The organism is Croceivirga radicis (genome assembly GCF_002072105.2).
In the GTDB taxonomy this organism is placed as follows: domain Bacteria; phylum Bacteroidota; class Bacteroidia; order Flavobacteriales; family Flavobacteriaceae; genus Croceivirga; species Croceivirga radicis.
The window spans coordinates 73,907-95,835 of record NZ_MTBC01000006.1 but is presented as its reverse complement, the minus strand read 5'-3'; the positions used below and the strand labels follow the sequence as shown (position 1 = coordinate 95,835).

At 37.6% G+C, this 21,929-nt stretch carries 20 protein-coding genes; 6 read left to right on the top strand and 14 right to left on the bottom strand.

Going from position 1 to position 21,929, the window contains the following annotated elements:
• The first annotated feature begins 111 nt into the window (after positions 1-111).
• Both BUL40_RS10260 and BUL40_RS10255 read left to right on the top strand, forming a co-directional pair.
• Positions 112-2,310, top strand: a complete 2,199-nt coding sequence (locus tag BUL40_RS10260; RefSeq protein ID WP_080319182.1) for a carboxy terminal-processing peptidase — start codon at positions 112-114, stop codon at positions 2,308-2,310.
• Between the two features lie 75 nt (positions 2,311-2,385).
• Positions 2,386-3,186 (top strand): DNA/RNA non-specific endonuclease, encoded by an 801-nt coding sequence (locus tag BUL40_RS10255; RefSeq protein ID WP_080319181.1) that lies wholly within the window; start codon positions 2,386-2,388, stop codon positions 3,184-3,186.
• Here the strand turns inward: BUL40_RS10255 and rodA are convergent.
• From rodA to BUL40_RS10220, 7 genes are all read right to left on the bottom strand, one after another.
• Positions 3,183-4,463 carry a rod shape-determining protein RodA gene (gene rodA / locus BUL40_RS10250; protein WP_029511455.1) on the bottom strand — a complete coding sequence of 427 codons (1,281 nt, stop codon included), beginning with the start codon at positions 4,461-4,463 and terminating at the stop codon, positions 3,183-3,185. The two genes, BUL40_RS10255 and rodA, sit on opposite strands and share 4 nt — an antisense overlap.
• The gene (gene mrdA / locus BUL40_RS10245; protein WP_010518255.1) at positions 4,453-6,321 is read right to left on the bottom strand and encodes a penicillin-binding protein 2; all 1,869 of its coding nucleotides are present in this window, start codon (positions 6,319-6,321) and stop codon (positions 4,453-4,455) included. The genes rodA and mrdA overlap by 11 nt, the downstream gene beginning before the upstream one ends.
• A gap of 10 nt (positions 6,322-6,331) precedes the next feature.
• A complete protein-coding gene (locus tag BUL40_RS10240) occupies positions 6,332-6,676 on the bottom strand; it encodes a hypothetical protein (protein ID WP_244901856.1) in 345 nt (114 codons plus the stop codon).
• Positions 6,677-6,833: 157 nt separating this feature from the next.
• Positions 6,834-7,643 (bottom strand): rod shape-determining protein MreC, encoded by an 810-nt coding sequence (gene mreC / locus BUL40_RS10235; RefSeq protein WP_010518257.1) that lies wholly within the window; start codon positions 7,641-7,643, stop codon positions 6,834-6,836.
• Between the two features lie 50 nt (positions 7,644-7,693).
• Positions 7,694-8,722, bottom strand: coding sequence for a rod shape-determining protein (locus BUL40_RS10230; protein ID WP_010518258.1), 1,029 nt, complete (start codon positions 8,720-8,722; stop codon positions 7,694-7,696).
• 54 nt (positions 8,723-8,776) lie between these two features.
• Positions 8,777-10,309: a bifunctional phosphoribosylaminoimidazolecarboxamide formyltransferase/IMP cyclohydrolase gene (gene purH / locus BUL40_RS10225; RefSeq protein ID WP_080319180.1), complete on the bottom strand. Its 1,533-nt coding sequence runs from the start codon at positions 10,307-10,309 to the stop codon at positions 8,777-8,779.
• Between the two features lie 90 nt (positions 10,310-10,399).
• Positions 10,400-10,852, bottom strand: a complete 453-nt coding sequence (locus BUL40_RS10220; RefSeq protein ID WP_010518260.1) for a GAF domain-containing protein — start codon at positions 10,850-10,852, stop codon at positions 10,400-10,402.
• A 125-nt stretch (positions 10,853-10,977) separates the two neighbouring features.
• On the opposite strand from BUL40_RS10220, the gene BUL40_RS10215 reads away from it, so the two are divergent.
• The 4 genes from BUL40_RS10215 (at position 10,978) to BUL40_RS10200 (ending at position 14,795) form a co-directional block, all read left to right on the top strand.
• Positions 10,978-11,391 carry an HYC_CC_PP family protein gene (locus BUL40_RS10215; RefSeq protein WP_080319179.1) on the top strand — a complete coding sequence of 138 codons (414 nt, stop codon included), beginning with the start codon at positions 10,978-10,980 and terminating at the stop codon, positions 11,389-11,391.
• Positions 11,392-11,464: 73 nt separating this feature from the next.
• Positions 11,465-13,711 (top strand): TonB-dependent receptor, encoded by a 2,247-nt coding sequence (locus BUL40_RS10210; protein ID WP_080319281.1) that lies wholly within the window; start codon positions 11,465-11,467, stop codon positions 13,709-13,711.
• An 8-nt stretch (positions 13,712-13,719) separates the two neighbouring features.
• The gene (locus BUL40_RS10205) at positions 13,720-14,079 is read left to right on the top strand and encodes a heavy-metal-associated domain-containing protein (RefSeq protein ID WP_080319178.1); all 360 of its coding nucleotides are present in this window, start codon (positions 13,720-13,722) and stop codon (positions 14,077-14,079) included.
• Positions 14,079-14,795 carry a heavy-metal-associated domain-containing protein gene (locus BUL40_RS10200; protein WP_080319177.1) on the top strand — a complete coding sequence of 239 codons (717 nt, stop codon included), beginning with the start codon at positions 14,079-14,081 and terminating at the stop codon, positions 14,793-14,795. Before BUL40_RS10205 ends, BUL40_RS10200 begins: the two co-directional genes overlap by 1 nt.
• Positions 14,796-15,107: 312 nt before the next feature.
• Here the strand turns inward: BUL40_RS10200 and groL are convergent, their stop codons facing one another.
• The 7 genes from groL to miaB all read right to left on the bottom strand — a co-directional run bounded on the left by groL (position 15,108) and on the right by miaB (position 21,851).
• Positions 15,108-16,739: a chaperonin GroEL gene (groL, locus tag BUL40_RS10195; protein WP_010518265.1), complete on the bottom strand. Its 1,632-nt coding sequence runs from the start codon at positions 16,737-16,739 to the stop codon at positions 15,108-15,110.
• 75 nt (positions 16,740-16,814) lie between these two features.
• Complete coding sequence (locus BUL40_RS10190; RefSeq protein ID WP_080319176.1) at positions 16,815-17,093, bottom strand: co-chaperone GroES; 279 nt, start codon at positions 17,091-17,093, stop codon at positions 16,815-16,817.
• Between the two features lie 149 nt (positions 17,094-17,242).
• Positions 17,243-17,596: a preprotein translocase subunit SecG gene (secG, locus tag BUL40_RS10185; RefSeq protein WP_010518268.1), complete on the bottom strand. Its 354-nt coding sequence runs from the start codon at positions 17,594-17,596 to the stop codon at positions 17,243-17,245.
• 5 nt (positions 17,597-17,601) lie between these two features.
• On the bottom strand, positions 17,602-18,573 hold the full coding sequence (locus BUL40_RS10180) for a hypothetical protein (protein ID WP_080319175.1): 972 nt from the start codon (positions 18,571-18,573) through the stop codon (positions 17,602-17,604).
• Between the two features lie 3 nt (positions 18,574-18,576).
• On the bottom strand, positions 18,577-19,101 hold the full coding sequence (locus BUL40_RS10175) for an LptE family protein (protein WP_080319174.1): 525 nt from the start codon (positions 19,099-19,101) through the stop codon (positions 18,577-18,579).
• Positions 19,101-20,387: a sigma-54 interaction domain-containing protein gene (locus BUL40_RS10170; RefSeq protein ID WP_080319173.1), complete on the bottom strand. Its 1,287-nt coding sequence runs from the start codon at positions 20,385-20,387 to the stop codon at positions 19,101-19,103. Before BUL40_RS10170 ends, BUL40_RS10175 begins: the two co-directional genes overlap by 1 nt.
• A gap of 3 nt (positions 20,388-20,390) precedes the next feature.
• Positions 20,391-21,851 (bottom strand): tRNA (N6-isopentenyl adenosine(37)-C2)-methylthiotransferase MiaB, encoded by a 1,461-nt coding sequence (gene miaB / locus BUL40_RS10165; RefSeq protein WP_080319172.1) that lies wholly within the window; start codon positions 21,849-21,851, stop codon positions 20,391-20,393.
• Positions 21,852-21,929: the final 78 nt, after the last annotated feature.

Genomic DNA, 21,929 nt, shown 5'->3' with positions numbered 1-21,929 from the left:
ACATAGCCAAACTGGCATGGTTTTTTCAGTATCTTAGAGAATTAAGAGTGGTATTGCAGCTAAGCAGCAATCCAATTTTATAATTATAAATCACTGTTCTAACAGGTTATTATGAAGAAGAATTTAATATTGGTCCTTTTGGTGGGGATGGTAGCTGTGGCTTCTTGCAGTTTTACCAACAAATCTTTTGAAAACGATGATAAGGATAAATTGTTGTTAGATTTAATTACGTATGTACTAGAAAAAGGGCATTATGAGCCTAAAGAAATTAACGATAAATTTTCTGCCAACGTATTTGAAGATTTCTTGGACATTCTAGACCCTACAAAAAGATATTTTCTAGAGAGTGATATCAAGGAATTTGAGAAATATAAATATCAAATTGACGATCAAATAAAAAACACGGACATAACCTTCTTTAGTGTTGTTCATGAGCGTTTAATTCAGAGAATGGACGAGGCCAAGGAAATCTACGCTGAAATTTTGAGCGAGCCTTTTGATTATACTATTAAAGAAAATATCAATGTTGATTATAGCGAGGAACCTTATGCTAGTAACAGAAGACAATTAAAAGAACGTTGGAGAAAGCAACTAAAGTACAATACATTAGGAGTTTATGATAACAAGGTTACTATTAGAAAAACAGCGCTTAGCGGAAGTTCTAAAGAAGATGTAGGGCCAGATATGGCATCTGTAGAAATAGAGCGTGCAAAAGATAATGGTTCAAAAAATTTAAAAGACATGACCCTAGCCGAAGTAGAGGTGGCTTCTAGGGAAAATGTAAAGAAAAACTTAGATGAGTATTTTGATTTTGTTTCGGATCTAGAGCGTAAAGATTGGTTTGTTCAATATCTAAACACTATTGTAGATGAGTTTGACCCACATACGTTTTACTTTGCTCCAGAAGAAAAAGACAAATTTGACATTAGCATGTCTGGGAAATTTGAGGGTATTGGAGCACGTTTACAAAAGAAAACGGAAGGAGCTAAAATAGTTGAGATTATTTCTGGTGGTCCGGTATGGAGAGATAAAACACTAGAGGTAGGTGATGAAATTTTAAAAGTTGGTCAAGACGGCGATGAACCTATAGACATAGTGGGTATGCGTTTAGATGATGCCATTAAATTGATAAAAGGACCAAAAGGCACCGTAGTAGATTTAACCGTGAGAAAAGTTGATGGTACTGTAGAGGTTGTTTCCATAACTAGAGATGTGGTAGAGCTAGAAGAGTCTTATGCTAAATCTGCTACCGTTATTAAAGGAGACAGAAAATATGGTCTTATAGATCTGCCAAAATTCTATGTAGACTTTGAAGATTATACCGAAAGAAATGCCGCCTCTGATGTTGCTAAAGAAGTAGAGCGATTAAAAGAAGCGGGCGCGGAAGGACTTATTCTAGATTTAAGGGATAATGGTGGTGGTTCTTTGAAGACTGTTGTTGAAATGGCAGGTTTATTTATAAAAGATGGGCCAATAGTGCAAGTACGTTCTTCTGGACAGCGTAAAGAAATACATGAAGATAAGGATGAAAGAATACAATGGGACGGACCATTGGTAATCTTGGTGAACGAACTATCCGCTTCTGCCTCTGAAATATTAGCGGCTGCCATGCAAGATTATAAAAGAGCAATTGTTATTGGTAGCAAGCAAACCTTTGGTAAAGGAACCGTTCAGAACGTAATTCCTTTGGACAATATTGTTCGTAGTAACGAGCATGGAGAATTGGGGGCTATAAAATTAACCACTCAAAAATTCTATAGAATTAATGGTGGATCTACCCAATTAGAAGGTGTTAAAAGCGATATAGTGGTGCCAGACAGATATAGCTATATAGACCTTGGGGAGCGTGATCAAGATAACCCGCTTGGATGGGACAGAATTTCCCCTGCGGATTACAATACTTGGGAAGGGTATCTAGACTATGAAGGTACCATTGCAAGAAGCAAGGCGCGTATGGCCACTAACAATCAAATTAAGATGTTAGAAGAAAATGCAAGATGGGTAAAAGAACAACAAGATGAGAATGTTGTTTCTTTAAACTATGAGCAATATAAGACGGAACAAGAAGCAAATAAACGCAAGTCAGATTACTTTAAGGCACTAAGGGATTATGATTCTAAATTAACGTTTGAGTCTTTAAAATACGAGCAAGAGTTGTTTACTCAGGATGAAATACTTCGTGAAAAGAGAGACAGATGGCATAATGAATTGGCCAAAGACGTTTATGTAGAAGAAGCAGTAAGTGTATTAGAAGATTTAAAACTTACAGCTATCAAGCATCAAAATGCAAAATTAGCTGTTAAAGGATAAAATTATATAAGCAAGCATAGATTAGAGGTCCTAGCAATTTTGTTAGGACCTTTTTTATGCAATACATTTACGGCTATGAAACGTAAATATTTTTATCCTTCAGCCATAGCGGTGCTAACTATTGGTTTTTGGTTGTTCAATAATTTCTATACTCCTGCTAGTTACAGTGATACTAACCAAAAACCCGTAAAAAATAATGTCAATGACCAATATATGCCTAGCGCTACCCATGGTGAAATAGTTGCACATAATTATTTTACGCTTTCTTATAGTGAGCCTCACGAGCAGGCAGAATGGGTGGCTTATTGGTTAAAGAGAGAACATTTAACCTATGAAGATCGTAAACGACCTTACTTTATAGAGGATCCTAAAGTAAAGACAAAATCCGCAGATTGGAAAAATTATAGAGGTTCGGGTTATGATAGGGGCCATTTGTGTCCGGCTGGTGATCGTAGGTTTAGTTTGCAGGCATACAATGAAACATTTTACACCTCTAATATTTCACCTCAAGACAGAGCGTTCAATGCAGGAATATGGAATAGGCTTGAGCAAAAAACAAGGTCTTGGTGTAAAAAATATGGGGATTTATTTATTGTAACTGGCGGTGTTTTAGAAAACGGATTGGCAGAAATAGGAGAGGAAGATGTAGATGTGCCCAAAATGTTTTACAAAATAATACTTAGAAAAAAGGGTGATAGGTTTACGGCTTTGGCTTTTTTAATGCCAAATAAAGAGCGTAAAGAAGCATTTCAATCTTTTATCGTACCCATAGATAAGGTAGAGCAGGTTACTGGAATAGACTTTTTTAAATCTATGCCCAAAGAAGTACAAGACCAATTGGAAGCTAATACCTTTGTTGATGATTGGAACTTCTAAAGTTCGTTTAACCGTTCGGTGTCAAACTTTAGAAAGATAAACAGCATTGCGGTAAAAAATATAAGCCCAGAGCCACCATAACTAAAAAAAGGTAGTGGAATACCAATTGTGGGTAATAAGCCAATTACCATACCTATATTCACAAAATAGTGCGTTAGTAATATAGAAATTATGCCATAGCCATACATTCTGTTAAAAGGCTTTTTTTGGCGTTCTGCCAACATGATGAGTCTTAAAAAAAGCAAGGTAAAAACTACTACTACAAATGTAGTACCCATAAAACCCCATTCCTCACCAACAGAACTGAAAATATAATCTGTGTGCTGTTCTGGTACAAAATCTCCTTTGGTTCGGGTGCCTTCTAAAAACCCTTTTCCAGATAAGCCACCAGATTCTATTGCTTTCTCTGCCTGATACGTATTGTACCCTATGGTTTTTTTTATTTGTTGAATACGTACTGGATCTTTTTCTAAGCCCAACCAAAGACTAAAACGATCCCGGTGTCTTTGTTCAAAAACATTGTTGTAAACAAAGTTTACGGACAAAGAAATAACCACCGATGCTACCAAAAATAAAATTAAGGGCAGTGTAGGAATTTTAAACTTTGATTTTTTAAAAAGGAAAAACAGTGACGTTAGAATGCCTAGACCAATACAGACCCATATTACCCCATATTTTAGGGTGGTCACAAACAAAACGATTAGCATTAGGGCGAAGGCCAAATATTTCATGGGAAACCCTTCTCTAAAGAGTACAAAAAATAAAGAAAAGTAAACCAATGCACTACCGGGGTCTGGCTGTGGTAATATTAAAATAATTGGCACAAGGAGTATAATCACGGCATACCACTGGTGTTTGCCTTTTTTAAGGTCTGTTTGTATATCACTTAAAAACTTGGCTAAAGCCAGGGCAGTAGTAAGTTTGCCTAATTCTGAAGGTTGAAAATTAAAGAAACCGAGATCATACCAGCTTTTGGCTCCACCAATGGTTTTACCAAATAGGAACAGGCCAATTAAGAAAATGATGGATACCACATAAAACAGGCCGGAAAAACGCTCTAAAAATGCACTTTCCACGGCAAATATCAAGATGATAAAAACAAAGGATACCGCCATGAAAAAGAACTGTTTTCCGTATAACGTACTCATGTTGAACAAAGAGAGGTCTGGGTCTAGCATAGTTGTGCTATAAATATTGACCCAACCAAAAACAACTAATATGAGATATAGAAAAATAGTTAGCCAGTCTAGGCGTTTTAGCAGGTTGCTACCAGCCATATTCATTTATTTTAAATGGTTCTCCGCTTAGAGGTTTGGCATACTCGTGCTCTAGCGTTTTTTCCAACATTTTCTTCTCTAAGTCGGTTCTGGTTATAGCCCCTTTAATATATTTTTCTATCATCAATGAGGCAATGTGTCCGGCATACCTTGAGCCATAATAGCCATTTTCAATATACACGGCTATGGCAATTTTAGGCTTTTTAATTGGCGCAAAAGCAGAAAAAAGAGAGTGGTCTGTTAATTGCACTCTTTTTCCATCAATTTTTGTGAAGTTTTCTACCGTTCCGGTTTTACCTGCTATGTCTATATCAGGTATTTTAAGCCAGCGTGCGGTTCCAACGTTATACACATTGGCCATTCCTTCAATTACCGGTTCAAAGTGTTTGGGTTCAATGGTGGTGTATTTTCGTTCCGTGAACTCAGCGTTTATCTCAATATTATTGCCAATTTCTTTGATTACATGAGGGGTGTAATAAAAACCGCGGTTAGCAATTGCCGCAGTCATGTTAGCCAATTGTATAGGGGTTAAGGCAACTTCTCCTTGGCCAATAGAATTGGATATAATGGTAGAACTAGCCCATCTATTGTCTCCATACCATTTATCGTAAAATTCCTTGCTAGGTATTCTTCCAGGTCTACCAGTGGGTAAATCTACACCTAAGTAATCGCCAAGACCAAAACTTTTCATATGGGCTTCCCAAGCATCCATACCTTCATCGGTAGTTTCGTACTTACCATAAATTTTTCTAAAGGTACCCGCAAAGTAAGCATTACAAGATTTGTAAATACCAGAATTCATATCCCGAACACCACCCCCACAATGGCATCCTTTTTTGTGATTGCCAACATAGAATCCATTATAACACGTAAATCGTGTATCCGGGTCAATTACACCTTCTTGCAGGGCAACCAATGCATTAAGTGTTTTAAAAGGAGATCCAGGAGAAGGTTCTGCTAATATAGAGCGGTCCCAAGTAGGCCTAGCAATGCTATCATAGTGTAATTTACTATAGTTTCTAGAGCGCTCCCTACCTACTAAAAGTGCAGGGTCATAAGTGGGGCCAGAGATAAGGGCTAAAATTTCACCCGTAGATGGCTCAATAGCCACAATACCACCTCGTTTACCGTGCATTAGTCTTTCACCATATTCTTGTAAATCTTTATCTATGGTAATATGAAGTTCTTTTCCTAGTTTAGGTAAGGTATCCAACTTGCCGTCCTTGTAGGGGCCAATATCTCTATTAAAGCGGTCTTTCTGAATGTATTTTACACCTTTTCTACCCCTTAGGATTTCTTCGTATTGTTTTTCTATTCCGGTTCTTCCTTTTAGCTCTCCAGCCCGGTAATAAGGATTTGCTCTTAAATCTGTTTCGTTAACCTCACTAATGTAGCCTAAAACGTTAGCACCACTATTGGTTTTGTAGTCACGTAAAGATCGTTTTTGTATATAAAAACCAGGGTATTTACGCATTTTCTCTTGTAGACCGGCATAATCTTCTTTTGATAACTGCGGTACTAGTACAGAGGGTAATCTGGGTGAATATCTTCTAGCTTTTTCTATCTGAAAATCAAATCGCTCTTGGCTTATACCTAAAAGGCTGCAAAATTCTAAGGTGTCTAGGGCTTTGGTTTCCCTTGGAATAACCATAACATCGTAGGCAGGTTGGTTGCCTACCAATAGTTTGCCATTACGGTCATAAATATACCCGCGCTCAGGATAGTCATATACCGCTTTAATAGCAGGGTCTTCTAATATTTGATTGGGGGCAAAACGAATTAATTGCAAATAGGATAATCTACCTATAAAGGTAAAACCTACAATAACAATTATGGAGGATAACAATAACCTTCTCATTTTTTACAATCTAAATATCTTGGTCTGTGGCGAATAACGAACTTAACAGTATACTAAATAGAAACGTTACAATAGCGGTAAAAAGTATCTTTTTCAAAATTAATAGTAAATGGGAAAAACTTAAAATTTCAAAAGAAAAGTATACTATATGTTGTATTAAAATTAGCAATAGTAAAAAGGTTGCCCGCTGTACCTTGGTGGTATTTTTATAGGTAAATCCTTGAAATTCAAAATTAACTCCAAAACAAAAACGCATTAGTAGTGGCCTACTAAAGGCTACCGTTATGGCTGCCATTGCGTGTAAAGCAGTAGTGTCTGAGAAAATATCTATAAAAAGGCCAAGGATAAAACTCAATAAAATAAATAGGGATTTATTTTCGCGAATGGGATACCAATAAAAAAATAACACATAAACTAGTGGGTTTATGTATCCGTAAAAGTTTAAATGATTAAAGATTAATACTTGCGCAAACACTAGTAATATTAATCGTATTATAGAAAGTAGTATTAGATTATTTTGCATCTTCTACCGCTTTTTGTAAGTCTATTATCTCTTTACGGGCCTTATTTTTGATTACATAAACGTTCTTTACGTTAGCCATATCATTAAATAAGGTTACATCAATAGTATAGGTGCTTTGGTTTTGTCCTAACTCAAATGATTTAATGGTTCCAATAGGAATGTTCTCAGGAAATATACTAGACATTGCGCCTGTGGTAATGGTATCTCCAGTAACCAATGGTACCGATCTGGGAATATCTATTAGTTGTACAATATGATAGTCTTTTGCATTCCACACCAAGGATCCAAAATAGTTGGTGTTTTTAATTTTGGCATTAATATTTGATTTGGTATTAAGAATACTTTGTACAACGGTAAAACCATTTGAGGTGTTTTCCACTATACCAAGTATGCCTAGTGGGGTTATTACACCCATATCTTGTTTTATACCATGCTTTTCTCCTTTATCCAAGGTAATGTAGTTCCTAGGCGAAGCAAACATGTTTTTGATTATTTGAGCAGGTACAATTTCAAAATTTAACGTGCTGTCCGTTAGGTATTCTTTAGGGGCATTCAACACTTGTTCCCTAAGTTGCTGGTTTTCTTCTACAAGGCGTTTATTTTCTTCTTTTAAATTAAAATAGTTGGTAATACCGTGCGAAATACCGTAAATAGTACCACTTATCCACTTTGTGGAATTGAAATAACGCGATTGATGGTAGCTATGCGATTTTATGGTTATCCCCAAAGAAAAAACCAACAACACAACATAAAGAAATGTATTTCTATTGTTGAGAATAAAGTTGATGATTCTTTGCATTCCATCAATTCGGTTTTACCCCAATAACATAAAAGGAGTGGTAAAGGTTTTTACTTAATTAAAATGTTCTTGTAGCGGTCCAGATTTTTTAGGGCTATGCCGGTACCACGCACTACTGCTCTTAAAGGATCTTCTGCAATATATACGGGTAAATCCGTTTTTTGGGATAAACGTTTATCCAAACCTCGAAGCATAGAGCCTCCACCAGCAAGGTAAATTCCCGTATTGTAAATATCTGCGGCAAGTTCTGGCGGCGTTTGGGATAGGGTCTCCATTACCGCATCTTCTACGCGTAAAATACTTTTATCTAAGGCCTTTGCAATTTCACGGTAGGTAACCTGTACCTGTTTAGGTTTTCCGGTTAACAAATCCCTACCTTGAATTTGTTTATCTTCTGGCGGGGACTGCAAATCTTCCGTAGCAGCTCCAATTTCAATCTTTATAGCTTCTGCAGTACTTTCTCCCACATATAAATTGTGTTGTGTACGCATGTAATAGATAATATCATTGGTAAAGACATCACCAGCAATCTTTACAGATTTATCACACACAATACCACCAAGGGCTATAACCGCAATTTCTGTAGTACCACCACCTATATCTACGATCATGTTGCCTTTGGGTTGCATAATATCTAAGCCAATACCTATTGCTGCCGCCATAGGTTCATGAATTAGGTATACTTCTTTGCCATTAACACGTTCTGCGGATTCACGAACGGCGCGCATTTCTACTTCTGTAATACCAGAAGGAATACAAATTACCATGCGCAATGCAGGTGGGAACCATTTCTTTTTAAGCGCAGGTATGTTCTTGATGAACATATTGATCATCTTCTCAGAAGCATCAAAATCTGCGATTACACCATCCTTAAGTGGGCGTATGGTTTTAATGTTTTCATGGGTTTTCCCCTGCATCATACTCGCCTCCTTACCTACGGCAATTATCTTCCCAGACACACGGTCACGGGCAACAATGGAAGGGCTATCTACCACAACCTTGTCCAAATGTATTATTAAGGTGTTTGCCGTACCAAGGTCAATGGCAATCTCCTCGGTCATGAAATCAAAGAATCCCATAGAAAGGTCCTAATTTTAGATTAAAGGTAAATTTTGTCGGTAAAAGTAAGCAATTTAATGCTTAAAATGTCTTGTGCCCGTCATTACCATAGAAAGTCCGTTTTCGTTGCAATAATCTACACTCAATTGGTCTTTGATAGAACCACCTGGTTGTATAACGGAACTTATTCCTGCTTTGTGGGCAATCTCTACACAATCTGGGAATGGAAAAAAAGCGTCACTGGCCATGACGGCACCATTCAAATCAAAATTAAAAGAACCTGCTTTGTGTATGGCTTGGTTTAAGGCATCTACTCTAGAAGTTTGCCCGGTACCGCTAGCACACAATTGTTTGTTTTTGGCCAATACAATGGTGTTACTTTTAGTATGCTTGCAGATTTTAGAAGCAAAAAGTAAATCTTCTATTTCCTCAGCAGTGGCTGCCTTATCGGTAACATTGTTTAGATCTTCTTTTGCGTCGCTCTTGTTGTCTTTGTCTTGTAACAAAAAACCGTTTAAACAAGTACGTACTTGGTTGGCGGGTAATACTACTTCTTTTTGTATTAAGATTATTCTATTCTTTTTGCCTTTTAAAACCTCTAAAGCCTGATCAGAATAAGAAGGTGCGATTACCACTTCGCAAAACAGTTGGTGAATTTCTTCAGCAGTTGCCTTGTCAATTTCCGTGTTGCTGATTAAAATACCGCCAAAAGCAGAAACAGGGTCGCCAGCAAGTGCGTCCACATATGCTTCTTTTATGGTATTTCTAGTAGCAAGACCACAAGCGTTATTGTGCTTTAAAATAGCGAAAGTAGGAGCGTCGTTTTGGAATTCTCCCATTAAATTAACGGCTGCATCAACATCTAATAGGTTGTTGTAAGATAATTCTTTACCGTGTAGCTTATCAAACATAGCGTCAAAATCGCCAAAGAAATACCCTTTTTGGTGTGGGTTTTCTCCATAACGCAATACCTGTCCTTGCGTTTCGCTGATTTTTAAACTAGTAACTTCTTGTTTTTGATTAAAGTAGTTGAAAATAGCGGAATCATAATGTGATGAAACATTAAACGCTTTAGCGGCGAACAATTTTCTTTCCTCTAAGGTAGTCTCGCCATTACCATTGGTTATAATATCCAAAAATTGGCCATAATCTTCCATAGAGGAAACGCATAGCACATCTTTGAAATTTTTTGCGGCCGCTCTAATTAAAGAAATACCACCTATATCAATTTTTTCAATAATATCTTGTTCAGCAGCACCGCTGGCTACCGTTTTTTCAAAAGGATACAAGTCTACAATAACGATGTCTAACTGTGGAATTTCAAATTCTTGCATCTGAGCCACATCGCCTTCATGATCTTGTCTGTTTAATATGCCACCAAAAATTTTAGGATGTAAGGTTTTAACGCGGCCACCCAAAATAGAGGGGTAGCTAGTTACATCTTCTACGGCAACTACATCTATGCCTAGGTCTTTAATAAACTTCTCCGTGCCTCCGGTAGAATATAGGGTAACCCCAAGTTCGTCTAGTTTTTTAACAATAGGTTCTAGTCCGTCTTTATGAAATACGGAAATTAATGCCGATGTTGCTTTTTTGGTAGTACTCATTAGAATTTTGAAGTGGAAAAAATTAAGCTTCAAAAGTACTTTATTTCACCAGAAAAACCTTAATGGGTTATTAACAAAAAACCTTAAGTTTTAAAGAATTTGAGAAACACCTTCGTTTACCCATTCCAGAAAACGTTCGTCTTCTGCTGTAAAAGGGTCCGGTGTGTTAGAGTCTATGTCTATCTGGCCAATATTCTCTCCATTTTTAAACAATGGAATTACAATTTCTGACTTTACGGTAATGCTGCAAGCAATGTAATTATCTTGGGCTTGTACATCTGGTACTACAAAGTTTTGGTTGCTTTCTGCCACTTGTCCACAAATGCCCTTGCCAAAAGGAATAATGGTATGGTCTGTAGGCGCACCCGCATAGGACCCTAATTTTAGTTCGCGCTTATCGCCATTTTTAAAGTAAAATCCAACCCAATCATAGTGTGGAATATTTGCCTTCAATAGCTCGCAAATTGCTTGCATGCGTTGCTCTGCGGTTTGGGTTGTGTTATTTAGTAGGGTTGTTATCTGTGGTTTTAAAGCGTCGAACATTGCTATCAAAATTTATAGAGTGCAAAAGTCGGTAGTATTCCTATTCCTTACAATAGAAGCTGTTAAAAATATATCAAACAAAAACGCGTTTAAGTATCGAGCTTAAAATTTTGTATTTTTGCAGGGTGAAAAAAGCGGTAATACATAGTTTTTCTATAGCATTAGCTTGCCTAGTATTGCTTTCTACATTCTCTTGGACGGTAGACAAGCATTTGTGCATGGGCAGGGTTATGGATGTTGCTTTTTTTCATGGTGCGGAAGATTGTGGTATGAAAGCTGCCTTGGCAGCCCTAGAAATGGAACAGGAAAATCCAGGTTGTTGTGATGATGATTCTTTTACCCTAACGGGTCAAGATGATTTAATTAAAGTTTCTTGGGACGATTTAGATTTTGAGCAACAAGTTTTTCTACAAACCTATACGGTTGCTTATCTTCATTTACTATCCGTAGTATTGGAAGAGGTTGCTACACCATTAATTGAAGCACCGCCCTTACCTGAACGGAAACTACATCAGCTTTATGAAGTATATCTAATTTGATTTTAAGGTTTTACAAAAAATTGGTCTATGACGACCTGAAAAATTGTATGTAACCTTATTATATCAAATTACAATGAAAAATACTTATTGGCTTTTTGCCATTTTACTACAAATTTTAAACTTAGGTCATGCCCAGGATAAAGTAGAAGGCATGATTATGGAGGGCAATGCAGCAGGAAAGCATTTGGCACTTCCTGGAGCTAATGTATATTGGCTCAACTCACCTATAGGAACCATTACTAATGAAGAGGGTCTTTTTGCTATACCCTATACTGGTGAATACGATAAATTGGTTGTCAGTTATATTGGTTTTAAAACCGATACTCTAACCATTACCGAACCAATAATGGTGCATCACACCCTACAGCCTTCCAATCAATTAGATGAGGTTGTGGTGGAACAAAAAAGAGATGCGGTACAAAAGGCATTTTTATCTTCAGAGAATATAGTTACCATTAATAGTGCCGAATTATTAAAGGCCGCTTGCTGTAATCTATCAGAAAGCTTTGAAACCAATCCGGCTATAGACGTAAACTTTAACGATGCGCTTACAGGCACAAAGCAAATAGAGATGTTGGGGTTAACAAGTCCGTATATCTTAATTACACAAGAGAATATACCCATGGTACGTGGCGCTTCTCAAACCTTTGGCTTAACATTTACCCCGGGTACATGGGTAGAAAGTATACAGATAACCAAAGGTGCTGGTTCTGTAGTAAATGGTTACGAAAGTATATCTGGCCAAATAAATACAGAGTTGGTAAAACCCTTTACAGATCATAAGCTTTTTGTTAATGGATACGCAAATCAAAATGGCAGGTACGAGGTAAATACGCACTTAAATGCAAAGGTTGCTGAAAAATGGTCTACCGGTCTATATGTGCATGGTAACAAAAGGAGCCAAAAAGAGGATAATAATGAAGACGGGTTTTTAGATGCGCCATTGGCGGAACAGTTAAATGTTTTTAATAGATGGCAATACCAAGATGCAGCTAAAGGTTGGGTAGGTTTTTTGGGAGCCCGCTTTTTAGTTGATGATAAACAAGTTGGGCAAGTAAACTTTAATCCGGAAACGGATAAATTTACCACCAATGCTTGGGGTAGTGAAATCAATACAAAGCGATATGATCTTTCTGGTAAAATGGGTTATGTATTTCCAGATATGCCTTTCCAGAGCATGGGCCTGCAAATAGCTTATAGTAAGCACGAACAGGATTCGTATTACGGATTTAATCAATATGACATTTCACATGCTAGTTTGTATTCCAATTTGGTGTTTAATTCTATTCTGGGCGATACTAGAAACACCTTTAAAACAGGTATTACGTTTGCTTATGATCAGTATGACGAACTGGTTAATACGGTCGATTTTAATCGGGTAGACCGTTCTGTTGGTGCTTTTTTTGAGTACGCCTATACCAATCTTGAGAAATTGAGCCTTACCGCTGGTGTACGGGTAGATAGCCATAATAGACTTGGAACGTTTTTTACGCCAAGATTGCATGTAAGGTATACGCCTTGGGAGAACGCAAGTTTAAGAGGGTCTTTTGGTATTGGGCGTAGGGCTGCAAATATTTTTGCAGAGAATCAGAGATTGTTCGCATCTAACAGGCAATTACTTCTTAATAGCTCTACAGGTCCCATTTATGGTTTTGAACCCGAAAAGGCAACGAATTTTGGATTGAGTTTTTTACAAGGATTCACATGGGAAGGTCGTAAGGGTAATGTTGGTCTGGATTTTTACCGTACCCAGTTCAATAATCAGGTAGTGGTAGATTGGGAGAATCCCAGTCAGGTAATTTTTTCCAATTTAGAGGGAGATAGTTATGCCAACAGTTTTCAGGTAGAATTAAATTATGAGGTTTTACCACGACTAGATTTTAGAACCGCCTACAAGTTCTACAGTGTTAAGACCAATTACCAAAACGGATTATTGCAAAAACCGTTAACCGCTAAAAACAGGTACTTTTTAAATATAGGATACACCACTAACCCTAAGGAGAATGGTGCACAATGGCGAATGGATTATACTTTACATACGGTGGGGCAACAACGTTTGCCTAGCACTGTGGTTTTTGAGCAAAACTATCAATTAGGAGATGCTTCCCCTTCTTATGCCTTGATGAATGCGCAGGTAACCAAAGTGTTTTCTAATGCTTTTGAAGTGTATTTGGGTGGTGAAAACTTAACTAATTTTACACAGGATAATCCTGTTCTTGGGGCAAATGACCCTTTTGGTCCAAACTTTGATACAAGCATAGTATATGCGCCCATAATGGGTAGAATGTTCTATGCTGGATTTAGATATAAACTTAATTAAACAATACGATGAAAAAACTTATTTTATTTTTAGGAGTAGCGTTAATGGCGCTTACCGCAACAGCGCAAGACAAGAACAAAAAGTTGAATTTTGAGGTCAACGGTAAATGTGGCATGTGTAAAGCTCGTATAGAAAAGGCTTGTTTAAACGTAAAAGGCGTAAAATATGCCTCTTGGGACATTCCTACGCATGAATTGTCTTTGATAATAGATGAGCGCAAAACCAATAGCATGGAAATTAAATCTGCTATTGCCGCGGTAGGCCATGATAGTAAAGAGTTGAAGGCAACAGAAGAGGCATATGCCAAGATACATCCATGCTGTAAGTACCGCGAAGACAATACAGACGATTCTAAGCATCACGACTAATGGAGCAACAATTTAAGGTGACAGGGATGACGTGCAATGGTTGTGTAGCGTCCGTGACCAAAAAAATAGCTGCTATTTCTGGGGTAATCCAGGTTGATGTAAATTTGGAAACTTCTTTGGCCAATATTACCTCTAATCGGGTAATAGCTGCCACAGAATTACAATCGGTTTTGCCTGAAAAATATACGGTAACTAGTACAACCGAAACTCATCCTGAAGCTGCCCCTGAGGAAGTAGTATCTAAATGGAAGCAGCTTAAGCCTTTGTTTCTCATATTTGCCTATTTGTTTGTTGCAGCTTTTTTGCTCAATTACAAAAGTTGGGACTGGAGTAATGCCATGTTAGATTTCATGGGGCTATTTTATATCGTTTTTAGTTTTTTTAAACTACTAGATTTAAAAGGCTTTCCAGAAAGTTTTGGCATGTACGATCCCTTGGCAAAGCAGGTACCTGTTTATGGTAAAATTTACCCTTTTATAGAACTGGCGTTAGGGCTGATGTTCTTAATGCGATTTCAGTTGCAATTGGGGCTGGTAATTACCTTAATTGTATTGGGTATAACAACTGTTGGTGTAACTAAGTCTATCTTGGATAAGAAGGCAATAAAATGTGCTTGTTTGGGTACAACATTAAATTTACCAATGACAGAGGCAACTTTCATAGAAAATGCTATTATGCTAGTTATGGCAATAGTGATGCTTTTAGTTAATCTTTAGCTAAAAATGACCAACGGATTATTTCTTAAGATACATTTATATTGGTTTTTAAATTAATGATTATGGCAAAAGCTAAATCTTCAGGAAAGTCTCAGCCAGCAAAAGCAGCTCCTGCTGCTAGAGCTCAAAAGACTACCCAAGCTACTGGCAAGAAGAAGTAATTTGGTGGTTAGATTCCATGATGGAATCTGTTTTTAAAAATAACGGGAAGAGTCGGTTTAACCGACTCTATTTTATTTATCATTCTTTACTAAAAAAAACCCATGTTGCTAGCAACATGGGGTTTTTAATTAATTATTAGTTGATGTGAGATTACATCATACCTGGCATACCGCCTCCTGGCATTGGAGGTCCGGCAGGTGCATCTTCTTTAATATCTGTCAACGCACATTCGGTTGTTAAAATCATTCCAGAAACTGAAGCTGCATTTTCCAAAGCAACACGAGTTACTTTTTTAGGGTCAATAATACCCGCTTTCATCATCTCTACATATTGGTCAGATTTTGCATCGTATCCAAAATCACCTTTACCTTCAAGAATTTTAGCAACTACTACAGAACCTTCGCCACCTGCATTAGAAACAATAGTTCTAATTGGTGCCTCAATAGCTCTTGCAACAATTTGTAAGCCAGTAGCCTCGTCTGCATTTTCGGTCTTAACTTTGTCTAGAACAGATTTTGCTCTAACCAAGGCCACACCACCACCAGCAACAATACCTTCTTCTACGGCAGCTCTGGTTGCGTGCAATGCATCGTCTACACGATCTTTCTTCTCTTTCATTTCAACCTCAGAAGCAGCACCAACATAAAGTACGGCTACACCGCCAGCCAATTTGGCCAAGCGCTCTTGAAGTTTTTCTTTGTCGTAATCAGAAGTAGTGGTCTCAATTTGAGATTTTATCTGATTTACTCTCGTTTTTATGTTTTCTGCTGCACCAGAACCATTCACTATAGTAGTGTTGTCTTTGTCTATAGAAACACGCTCTGTTGTACCCAACATATCAATAGTAGCAGTTTCTAAAGAGAAGCCTCTTTCTTCAGAAATTACTGTACCGTTAGTTAAGATAGCGATGTCTTCTAACATTGCTTTTCTTCTGTCTCCAAAACCAGGCGCTTTTACAGCGGCAATTTTTAAAGAACCACGTAGTTTGTTTACTACCAAAGTAGCTAATGCTTCGCCATCTACGTCCTCAGCAATAATCAACAATGGTTTTCCAGATTGGGCTACCGGCTCTAAAACGGGTAACAAATCTTTCATGGAAGAGATTTTCTTGTCAAATAACAAGATATAAGGGTTGTCCAATTCAGCAACCATCTTTTCAGAATCGGTTACAAAGTATGGAGATAGGTAACCTCTATCAAACTGCATACCTTCTACAACATCTACATATGTATCTGTTCCTTTAGCTTCTTCTACGGTTATTACTCCTTCTTTTCCTACTTTTTCAAAGGCTTGGGCAATTAAATCACCAATAGTATCATCGTTATTGGCAGAAATAGAAGCAACTTGCTTTATTTTATCTGTAGAATCTCCAACAGTTTTAGCTTGCTTTTCTAAGTCTGTAACAATAGCCTCAACAGCTTTGTCTATACCTCTTTTAAGGTCCATTGGGTTAGCACCAGCCGCAACGTTTTTAAGGCCTTCCTTTACAATAGCCTGTGCTAAAACGGTGGCTGTAGTGGTACCGTCACCAGCTAGGTCATTGGTTTTAGAAGCAACTTCTTTTACCATTTGTGCCCCCATGTTCTCAAGGGCATTTTCTAATTCTATTTCTTTTGCAACGGTAACACCATCTTTTGTTACTTGTGGTGCGCCAAAAGATTTGCTAATAATAACGTTTCTGCCTTTTGGGCCCAATGTTACCTTAACGGCATTGGCCAATGCATCTACACCTCTTTTGAGGCCGTCACGTGCATCTATATCAAATTGAATGTCTTTTGCCATTTTATTTGTTTTTTGTGAAGTTTAATTAGGTTAAATTATAACTTAATTGTTTCTTTTTTTTGTGGTTAGAAAGGGTTAGACAATTGCAAGAATGTCACTCTCTCTCATAATTAAATAGTCAACGCCATCTAATTTCAAATCGGTTCCGGCATATTTTCCATAAAGCACGGTGTCTCCAACTTTTACTGTTATGTCCTCGTCTTTTGTTCCAGGACCTACAGCTACAACTTTACCTTTTTGAGGTTTTTCCTTGGCAGTATCGGGAATAATAATTCCAGAAGCCGTTTTGGTCTCGGCTGCCATTGGTTCTATAAGAACCCTGTCTGCTAATGGTTTAATATTAACGTTCGCCATTTTATGAATTTTTAGGTATTAGTTTTTAATATTACGGATAGCAAGTGGCAGAAATTATGCCAAGACATAAAAACTGACAATTTGTAGAAACAAAAATGCCAGCTTGTCATATACAAGCTGGCATTGTAATTTTTAAACTGTAGATGCTACTACTGTATTGTATCTGTGGTAGTGCTTTCTACAGGTGCAGGCACCTCTGCAGGTACTTCTTCTGGAACGGTAGTTTCAATATCGGTTCCTTGTAATACTTTGGATTCTGCTGCTCCAAACCCTCCATTCAATGAAAGATTGGATAATAAAATCAATACGATTAAAAGCACGGCTAAAGTCCAAGTACTTTTATCTAAAAAGTCCCCTGTTTTCTTAACACCGCCAACAACTTGTGTTCCACCTCCAAAAGATGAAGACAAACCACCACCCTTAGGGTTTTGTACCATTATGACCAATATCAATAATAAAGAAACGATTATGATAAGGCCTAAAAAAATAGTAAACGTACTCATGTTTTTTAATTCTTTTCTTTCTGCAGCTGCTTTACTGCTCGAATTTGGTCGGCAAAGAAACCACTTTTTTCTGGATATTTCAAACTCAATATCTTATAAGCTTGTATTGCTTTCTTATATTTTTTTTGTTCCAAATATACTTTGGCCAAGGTTTCTGTTGCTAATTCTGCGGTGTCTGCTTTTTGCGTATCGTTAATTACTACCTTTTTCATCAGTTCTTGATTGGGAACAATTTTGGGATTGGTAGTTATGAATTTATCCAACAAGTCAAATTTTTTCTTTTTCTCAAGATCAATAACCTCGGCATCTTTTTTAGTTATTTCGATAGGAGGTTCTTGTGTAGGTTCCTTTTCTGCTTGCGGTAATTTTTGCTTGGCAAGCGTGCTCAATTGAAGCCATTCCGTAAAACTATGTTTTTCTGTTTTTGAAAATTGCAAAGGCTTTCCCAGGCCTAACCTTTTTTTTGCATTTTCTTGGGCTTGTATTTTTTCAATTTCTTGAGGTGGATCTTGCTGCTCTGTGCTGCTACTAGGTTCTAGGGAAGGCTCTTTTTGGTTGAACAAGGCTGGGTTTAGAATTTCTTCGGCCTCTTTGATGTTTCTGGGTAACGGGTCTTCTTCCGTGCCTTCTATAAAAGTTTTGGTGTCTGGATTTGGTTCAATTTCCTCAGAAAACGTTTCTTTATCGTTTAATGTTGTTGTTCTGCCTAGAATGGTGTTGGCAATTTCATTATTCTCAAAAGACGCTGAAGTAATGTAATCGAATAAAACTTCACGATCCGTGGTATGGGCCGCTGTAACTTTTAGGGCATTGTTGTATTTGTACGATTCTAAATTTTTAAGCCCTTTTAAATGCAAGGCTCTTGCAGCTTGAAAATATGGATATTCCTCTAGCATTTCTTCTAGCTCTCTGGTTTGCTGAGGCGAAATAATGCTATTGGCATCTTGTAAAATGGATATGAATTCTGTAACGTTCATCTATTACCAGTCTGCAAGTGATGCGTTAAAAATATCTTGTGTTATTCGTTCAAAAATTACTTCATGGGCTTCGGTCTTTACATTTTGTAGTAAAGAGGTGCCTGGGTAATCATAAAAGAAAGAAAAGCGTCTTTCAAAATCCGAATCTTCTTTGGTCTTATTGTAAAACCGAACATTAACACTAATGGTTAGCCTGTTTTGTGCGGCTGTCTGGTTGGCGGTTGCAGACATTGGTGAAACACGGTACTCTACAATTTCGCCTTCATATAACAAATCGCCATTGCTGCCGGTTAAATTTAAACTGGTTAAATTGGTGATCAGGTCTTGTAATGCATTGGTAAAATCATTATCCAATCCTGGCTCAATTGTTGACCCTGGGGTTTGATCCGCGTAATTCTGAAAAAAATTTACTTGAACACTCTCTGCAGTACCCGTACTGGCTCCTGAAAAATTATAAAACCCACATCCTTGAAACAAAAAAAGTGTGGTTATGCTAAATAAAAAAGTAAAAACTTTAAATTGTTTCATTACAAGTCGTATTGTTTTATTTTACGGTACAAGGTGCGTTCAGAAATACCTAGCTCAGCCGCCGCGGCTTTTCGTTTGCCATTATTGCGCTCAAGAGATTTTTTAATTAATTCTATCTCTTTGTCCTGTAGGGAAAGCGTTTCTTCTTCTTCAATTTCTTCTGCAAAATGATACCTATCTTCCCCAGTAGGTATTGTTGGTTTTGTTGGCGTAACAGTATTATGCTCTTCCTCAAAAGGCTCTGGTAAATGTAATACCTCGGTTATGTGTTCTTCGGTATCGTAATTTTCGGTTTCATTACCGTATATTTTTCGGATAAGCTTTTCGTTTTCTTCCTGAACTTTTTCGGAATCGTTTTCCTTCATTAGCTCCAAGGTCAACTTTTTTAAGTCGTTCAGGTCACTTTTCATATCAAATAAAACCTTATATAAGATTTCACGTTCCGTACTAAAATCGCTTTCTTTCTTTTGTTGGTTTACCAATGCAGGCAAATTGCCGCCGCTCATATCTGGCAGGTAAGAACCTAGAGTTGCTGCAGAAACTTCTCTGTTTTCTTCTAATACCGAAATTTGTTCCGCTATATTTCTTAGCTGCCTAATGTTACCGGGCCAGCGGTAGCGTTGCAATAGTTGTATTGCTTCATCTGTTAACCTTATAGTTGGCATCTTGTATTTTTGGCCAAAATCTGAAGCAAATTTTCTAAATAATAGGTGAATATCGCCTTGGCGGTCTCTTAAAGGGGGTATCCCAATTTCTACTGTACTTAAACGATAGTATAAGTCTTCTCTAAATTTCTCTTTTTTAATGGCATCGAACATGTTAACGTTGGTTGCCGCTACAATGCGCACATCTGTTTTTTGAACTTGAGAAGAACCTACTTTTAAAAACTCACCATTTTCCAACACGCGTAATAGGCGAACTTGAGTGGTAAGGGGCAATTCTCCTACTTCATCCAAAAAAATAGTACCGCCATCTGCTACTTCAAAATAGCCGCTACGTGTTTGTGTAGCGCCTGTAAAAGCTCCTTTTTCATGGCCAAAAAGTTCACTGTCTATAGTGCCTTCTGGTATGGCGCCACAGTTTACCGCTATATATTTTGCATGTTTTCTGTGGCTTAAGGAGTGTATTATTTTAGGAATAGATTCTTTACCAACACCACTTTCACCAGTAACCAATACGGATATGTCCGTAGGGGCTACCTGCATGGCCTTTTCTAGGGCTCGGTTAAACTTTTGGTCATTACCAATAAGTTCAAAGCGTTGTTTTATGGCTTGTACAGATTCCAATTCTTAGTTGTTTTTAGATAGTTCTACTGCTTCTCCTAATAAAGTGGCAGAAGTACAATCGTTTATTTTTACGTTTACAAAGTCGCCCACCTTATAATTTTCTTTCGGAAAAACTACAACGGTATTTTGCGAATTTCTACCCATCCAATGTGCATCAGATTTTTTACTAGTACCCTCAATAAGTACCTCTTCAACTTTGCCTACGTGTTGTTGGGTTCTATAAAGGGCATGTTCTTGTTGAAGGTTAATTATTTCTGTAAGCCTACGTTTCTTTATATCCTCAGGAATGTCGTCTTCTAGTTTTCTTGCGGCAAGTGTGCCTGGTCTTTCAGAATATGCAAACATAAAACCAAAATCGTACTTAACATACTCCATTAAGGATAGGGTGTCTTGGTGGTCTTCTTCGGTTTCTGTAGGGAAACCCGTAATCATATCTTGGCTTATGGCACAATCTGGAATTCTAGCCTTAATATTATCTATGAGGGTAAAATATTCCTGTCTGGTATGCAAGCGATTCATTTCTTTTAAAATTCTATCGCTACCACTTTGTACCGGTAAGTGTATGTATTTGCAGATGTTCTCAAATTTGGCCATGGTGTCTATAACATCCAGGGTCATGTCTTGTGGGTTGGACGTAGAAAAGCGAATACGCATTTTTGGTTGCGCCGTGGCTACCATTTCCAATAATTTGGCAAAGTTTACAGAGGTGGCTTTTTGCATGTCCGTAGCCTTTTCAAAATCTTTTTTTAGGCCGCCACCATACCACAGATAACTATCCACATTTTGACCAAGTAAGGTAATTTCCTTAAAGCCCTTGTTCCAAAGGTCGTTTACTTCTTCTAATATAGATTGTGGGTTACGGCTACGTTCCCTGCCTCTGGTAAACGGTACTACACAGAAAGTGCACATATTGTCGCAACCTCTAGTAATAGAAACAAAAGCGGTAACGCCATTAGAGTTTAGGCGCACAGGGGCAACATCGCCATAGGTTTCGTCCTTGGACAAGATTACGTTTACCGCGTTTCTTCCTTCATCTATCTCTTGTATTAAGTTGGGAAGGTCTTTGTAGGCGTCTGGGCCTACCACCATGTCTACGATTTTTTCTTCTTCTAAGAACTTGCTTTTTAGGCGTTCTGCCATGCAGCCTAGAACACCAACCTTCATTCCAGGGTTAACCCGTTTAACGGCATTAAATTTTTCTAGCCGTTTGCGTACGGTCTGTTCTGCTTTTTCTCTAATAGAACATGTATTTACCAATACCAAGTCGGCTTCCGCTAATTCTTGCGTAGTGTTAAAGCCTTCTTTGGCTAAAATGGAAGCTACAATTTCGCTATCCGAGAAATTCATCTGGCAGCCATAGCTTTCTATATATAATTTACGAGTATTGTCCTTTTTGTTATCAAGGTTTAATGTGGTGCCTTGAACTTTCTCGTCTATGATTTTTTCCGTTTCGTTTTGCATCATCCTTAACTTTCTGCGGGCTGCAAAGATACATTTAAATCTAAGTTAATGACAAATTGGCAGTATTTTTAAGACGATTTA

Coding starts and splice junctions, on each gene's coding strand:
- BUL40_RS10260 (WP_080319182.1), top strand. CDS start 112: ATGAAGAAGAATTTAATATTGGTCCTTTTGGTGGGGATGGTAGCTGTG.
- BUL40_RS10255 (WP_080319181.1), top strand. CDS start 2,386: ATGAAACGTAAATATTTTTATCCTTCAGCCATAGCGGTGCTAACTATT.
- rodA (WP_029511455.1), bottom strand. CDS start 4,463: ATGGCTGGTAGCAACCTGCTAAAACGCCTAGACTGGCTAACTATTTTT.
- mrdA (WP_010518255.1), bottom strand. CDS start 6,321: ATGAGAAGGTTATTGTTATCCTCCATAATTGTTATTGTAGGTTTTACC.
- mreC (WP_010518257.1), bottom strand. CDS start 7,643: ATGCAAAGAATCATCAACTTTATTCTCAACAATAGAAATACATTTCTT.
- BUL40_RS10230 (WP_010518258.1), bottom strand. CDS start 8,722: ATGGGATTCTTTGATTTCATGACCGAGGAGATTGCCATTGACCTTGGT.
- purH (WP_080319180.1), bottom strand. CDS start 10,309: ATGAGTACTACCAAAAAAGCAACATCGGCATTAATTTCCGTATTTCAT.
- BUL40_RS10220 (WP_010518260.1), bottom strand. CDS start 10,852: ATGTTCGACGCTTTAAAACCACAGATAACAACCCTACTAAATAACACA.
- BUL40_RS10210 (WP_080319281.1), top strand. CDS start 11,465: ATGAAAAATACTTATTGGCTTTTTGCCATTTTACTACAAATTTTAAAC.
- BUL40_RS10205 (WP_080319178.1), top strand. CDS start 13,720: ATGAAAAAACTTATTTTATTTTTAGGAGTAGCGTTAATGGCGCTTACC.
- BUL40_RS10200 (WP_080319177.1), top strand. CDS start 14,079: ATGGAGCAACAATTTAAGGTGACAGGGATGACGTGCAATGGTTGTGTA.
- groL (WP_010518265.1), bottom strand. CDS start 16,739: ATGGCAAAAGACATTCAATTTGATATAGATGCACGTGACGGCCTCAAA.
- BUL40_RS10190 (WP_080319176.1), bottom strand. CDS start 17,093: ATGGCGAACGTTAATATTAAACCATTAGCAGACAGGGTTCTTATAGAA.
- secG (WP_010518268.1), bottom strand. CDS start 17,596: ATGAGTACGTTTACTATTTTTTTAGGCCTTATCATAATCGTTTCTTTA.
- BUL40_RS10180 (WP_080319175.1), bottom strand. CDS start 18,573: ATGAACGTTACAGAATTCATATCCATTTTACAAGATGCCAATAGCATT.
- BUL40_RS10175 (WP_080319174.1), bottom strand. CDS start 19,101: ATGAAACAATTTAAAGTTTTTACTTTTTTATTTAGCATAACCACACTT.
- miaB (WP_080319172.1), bottom strand. CDS start 21,851: ATGATGCAAAACGAAACGGAAAAAATCATAGACGAGAAAGTTCAAGGC.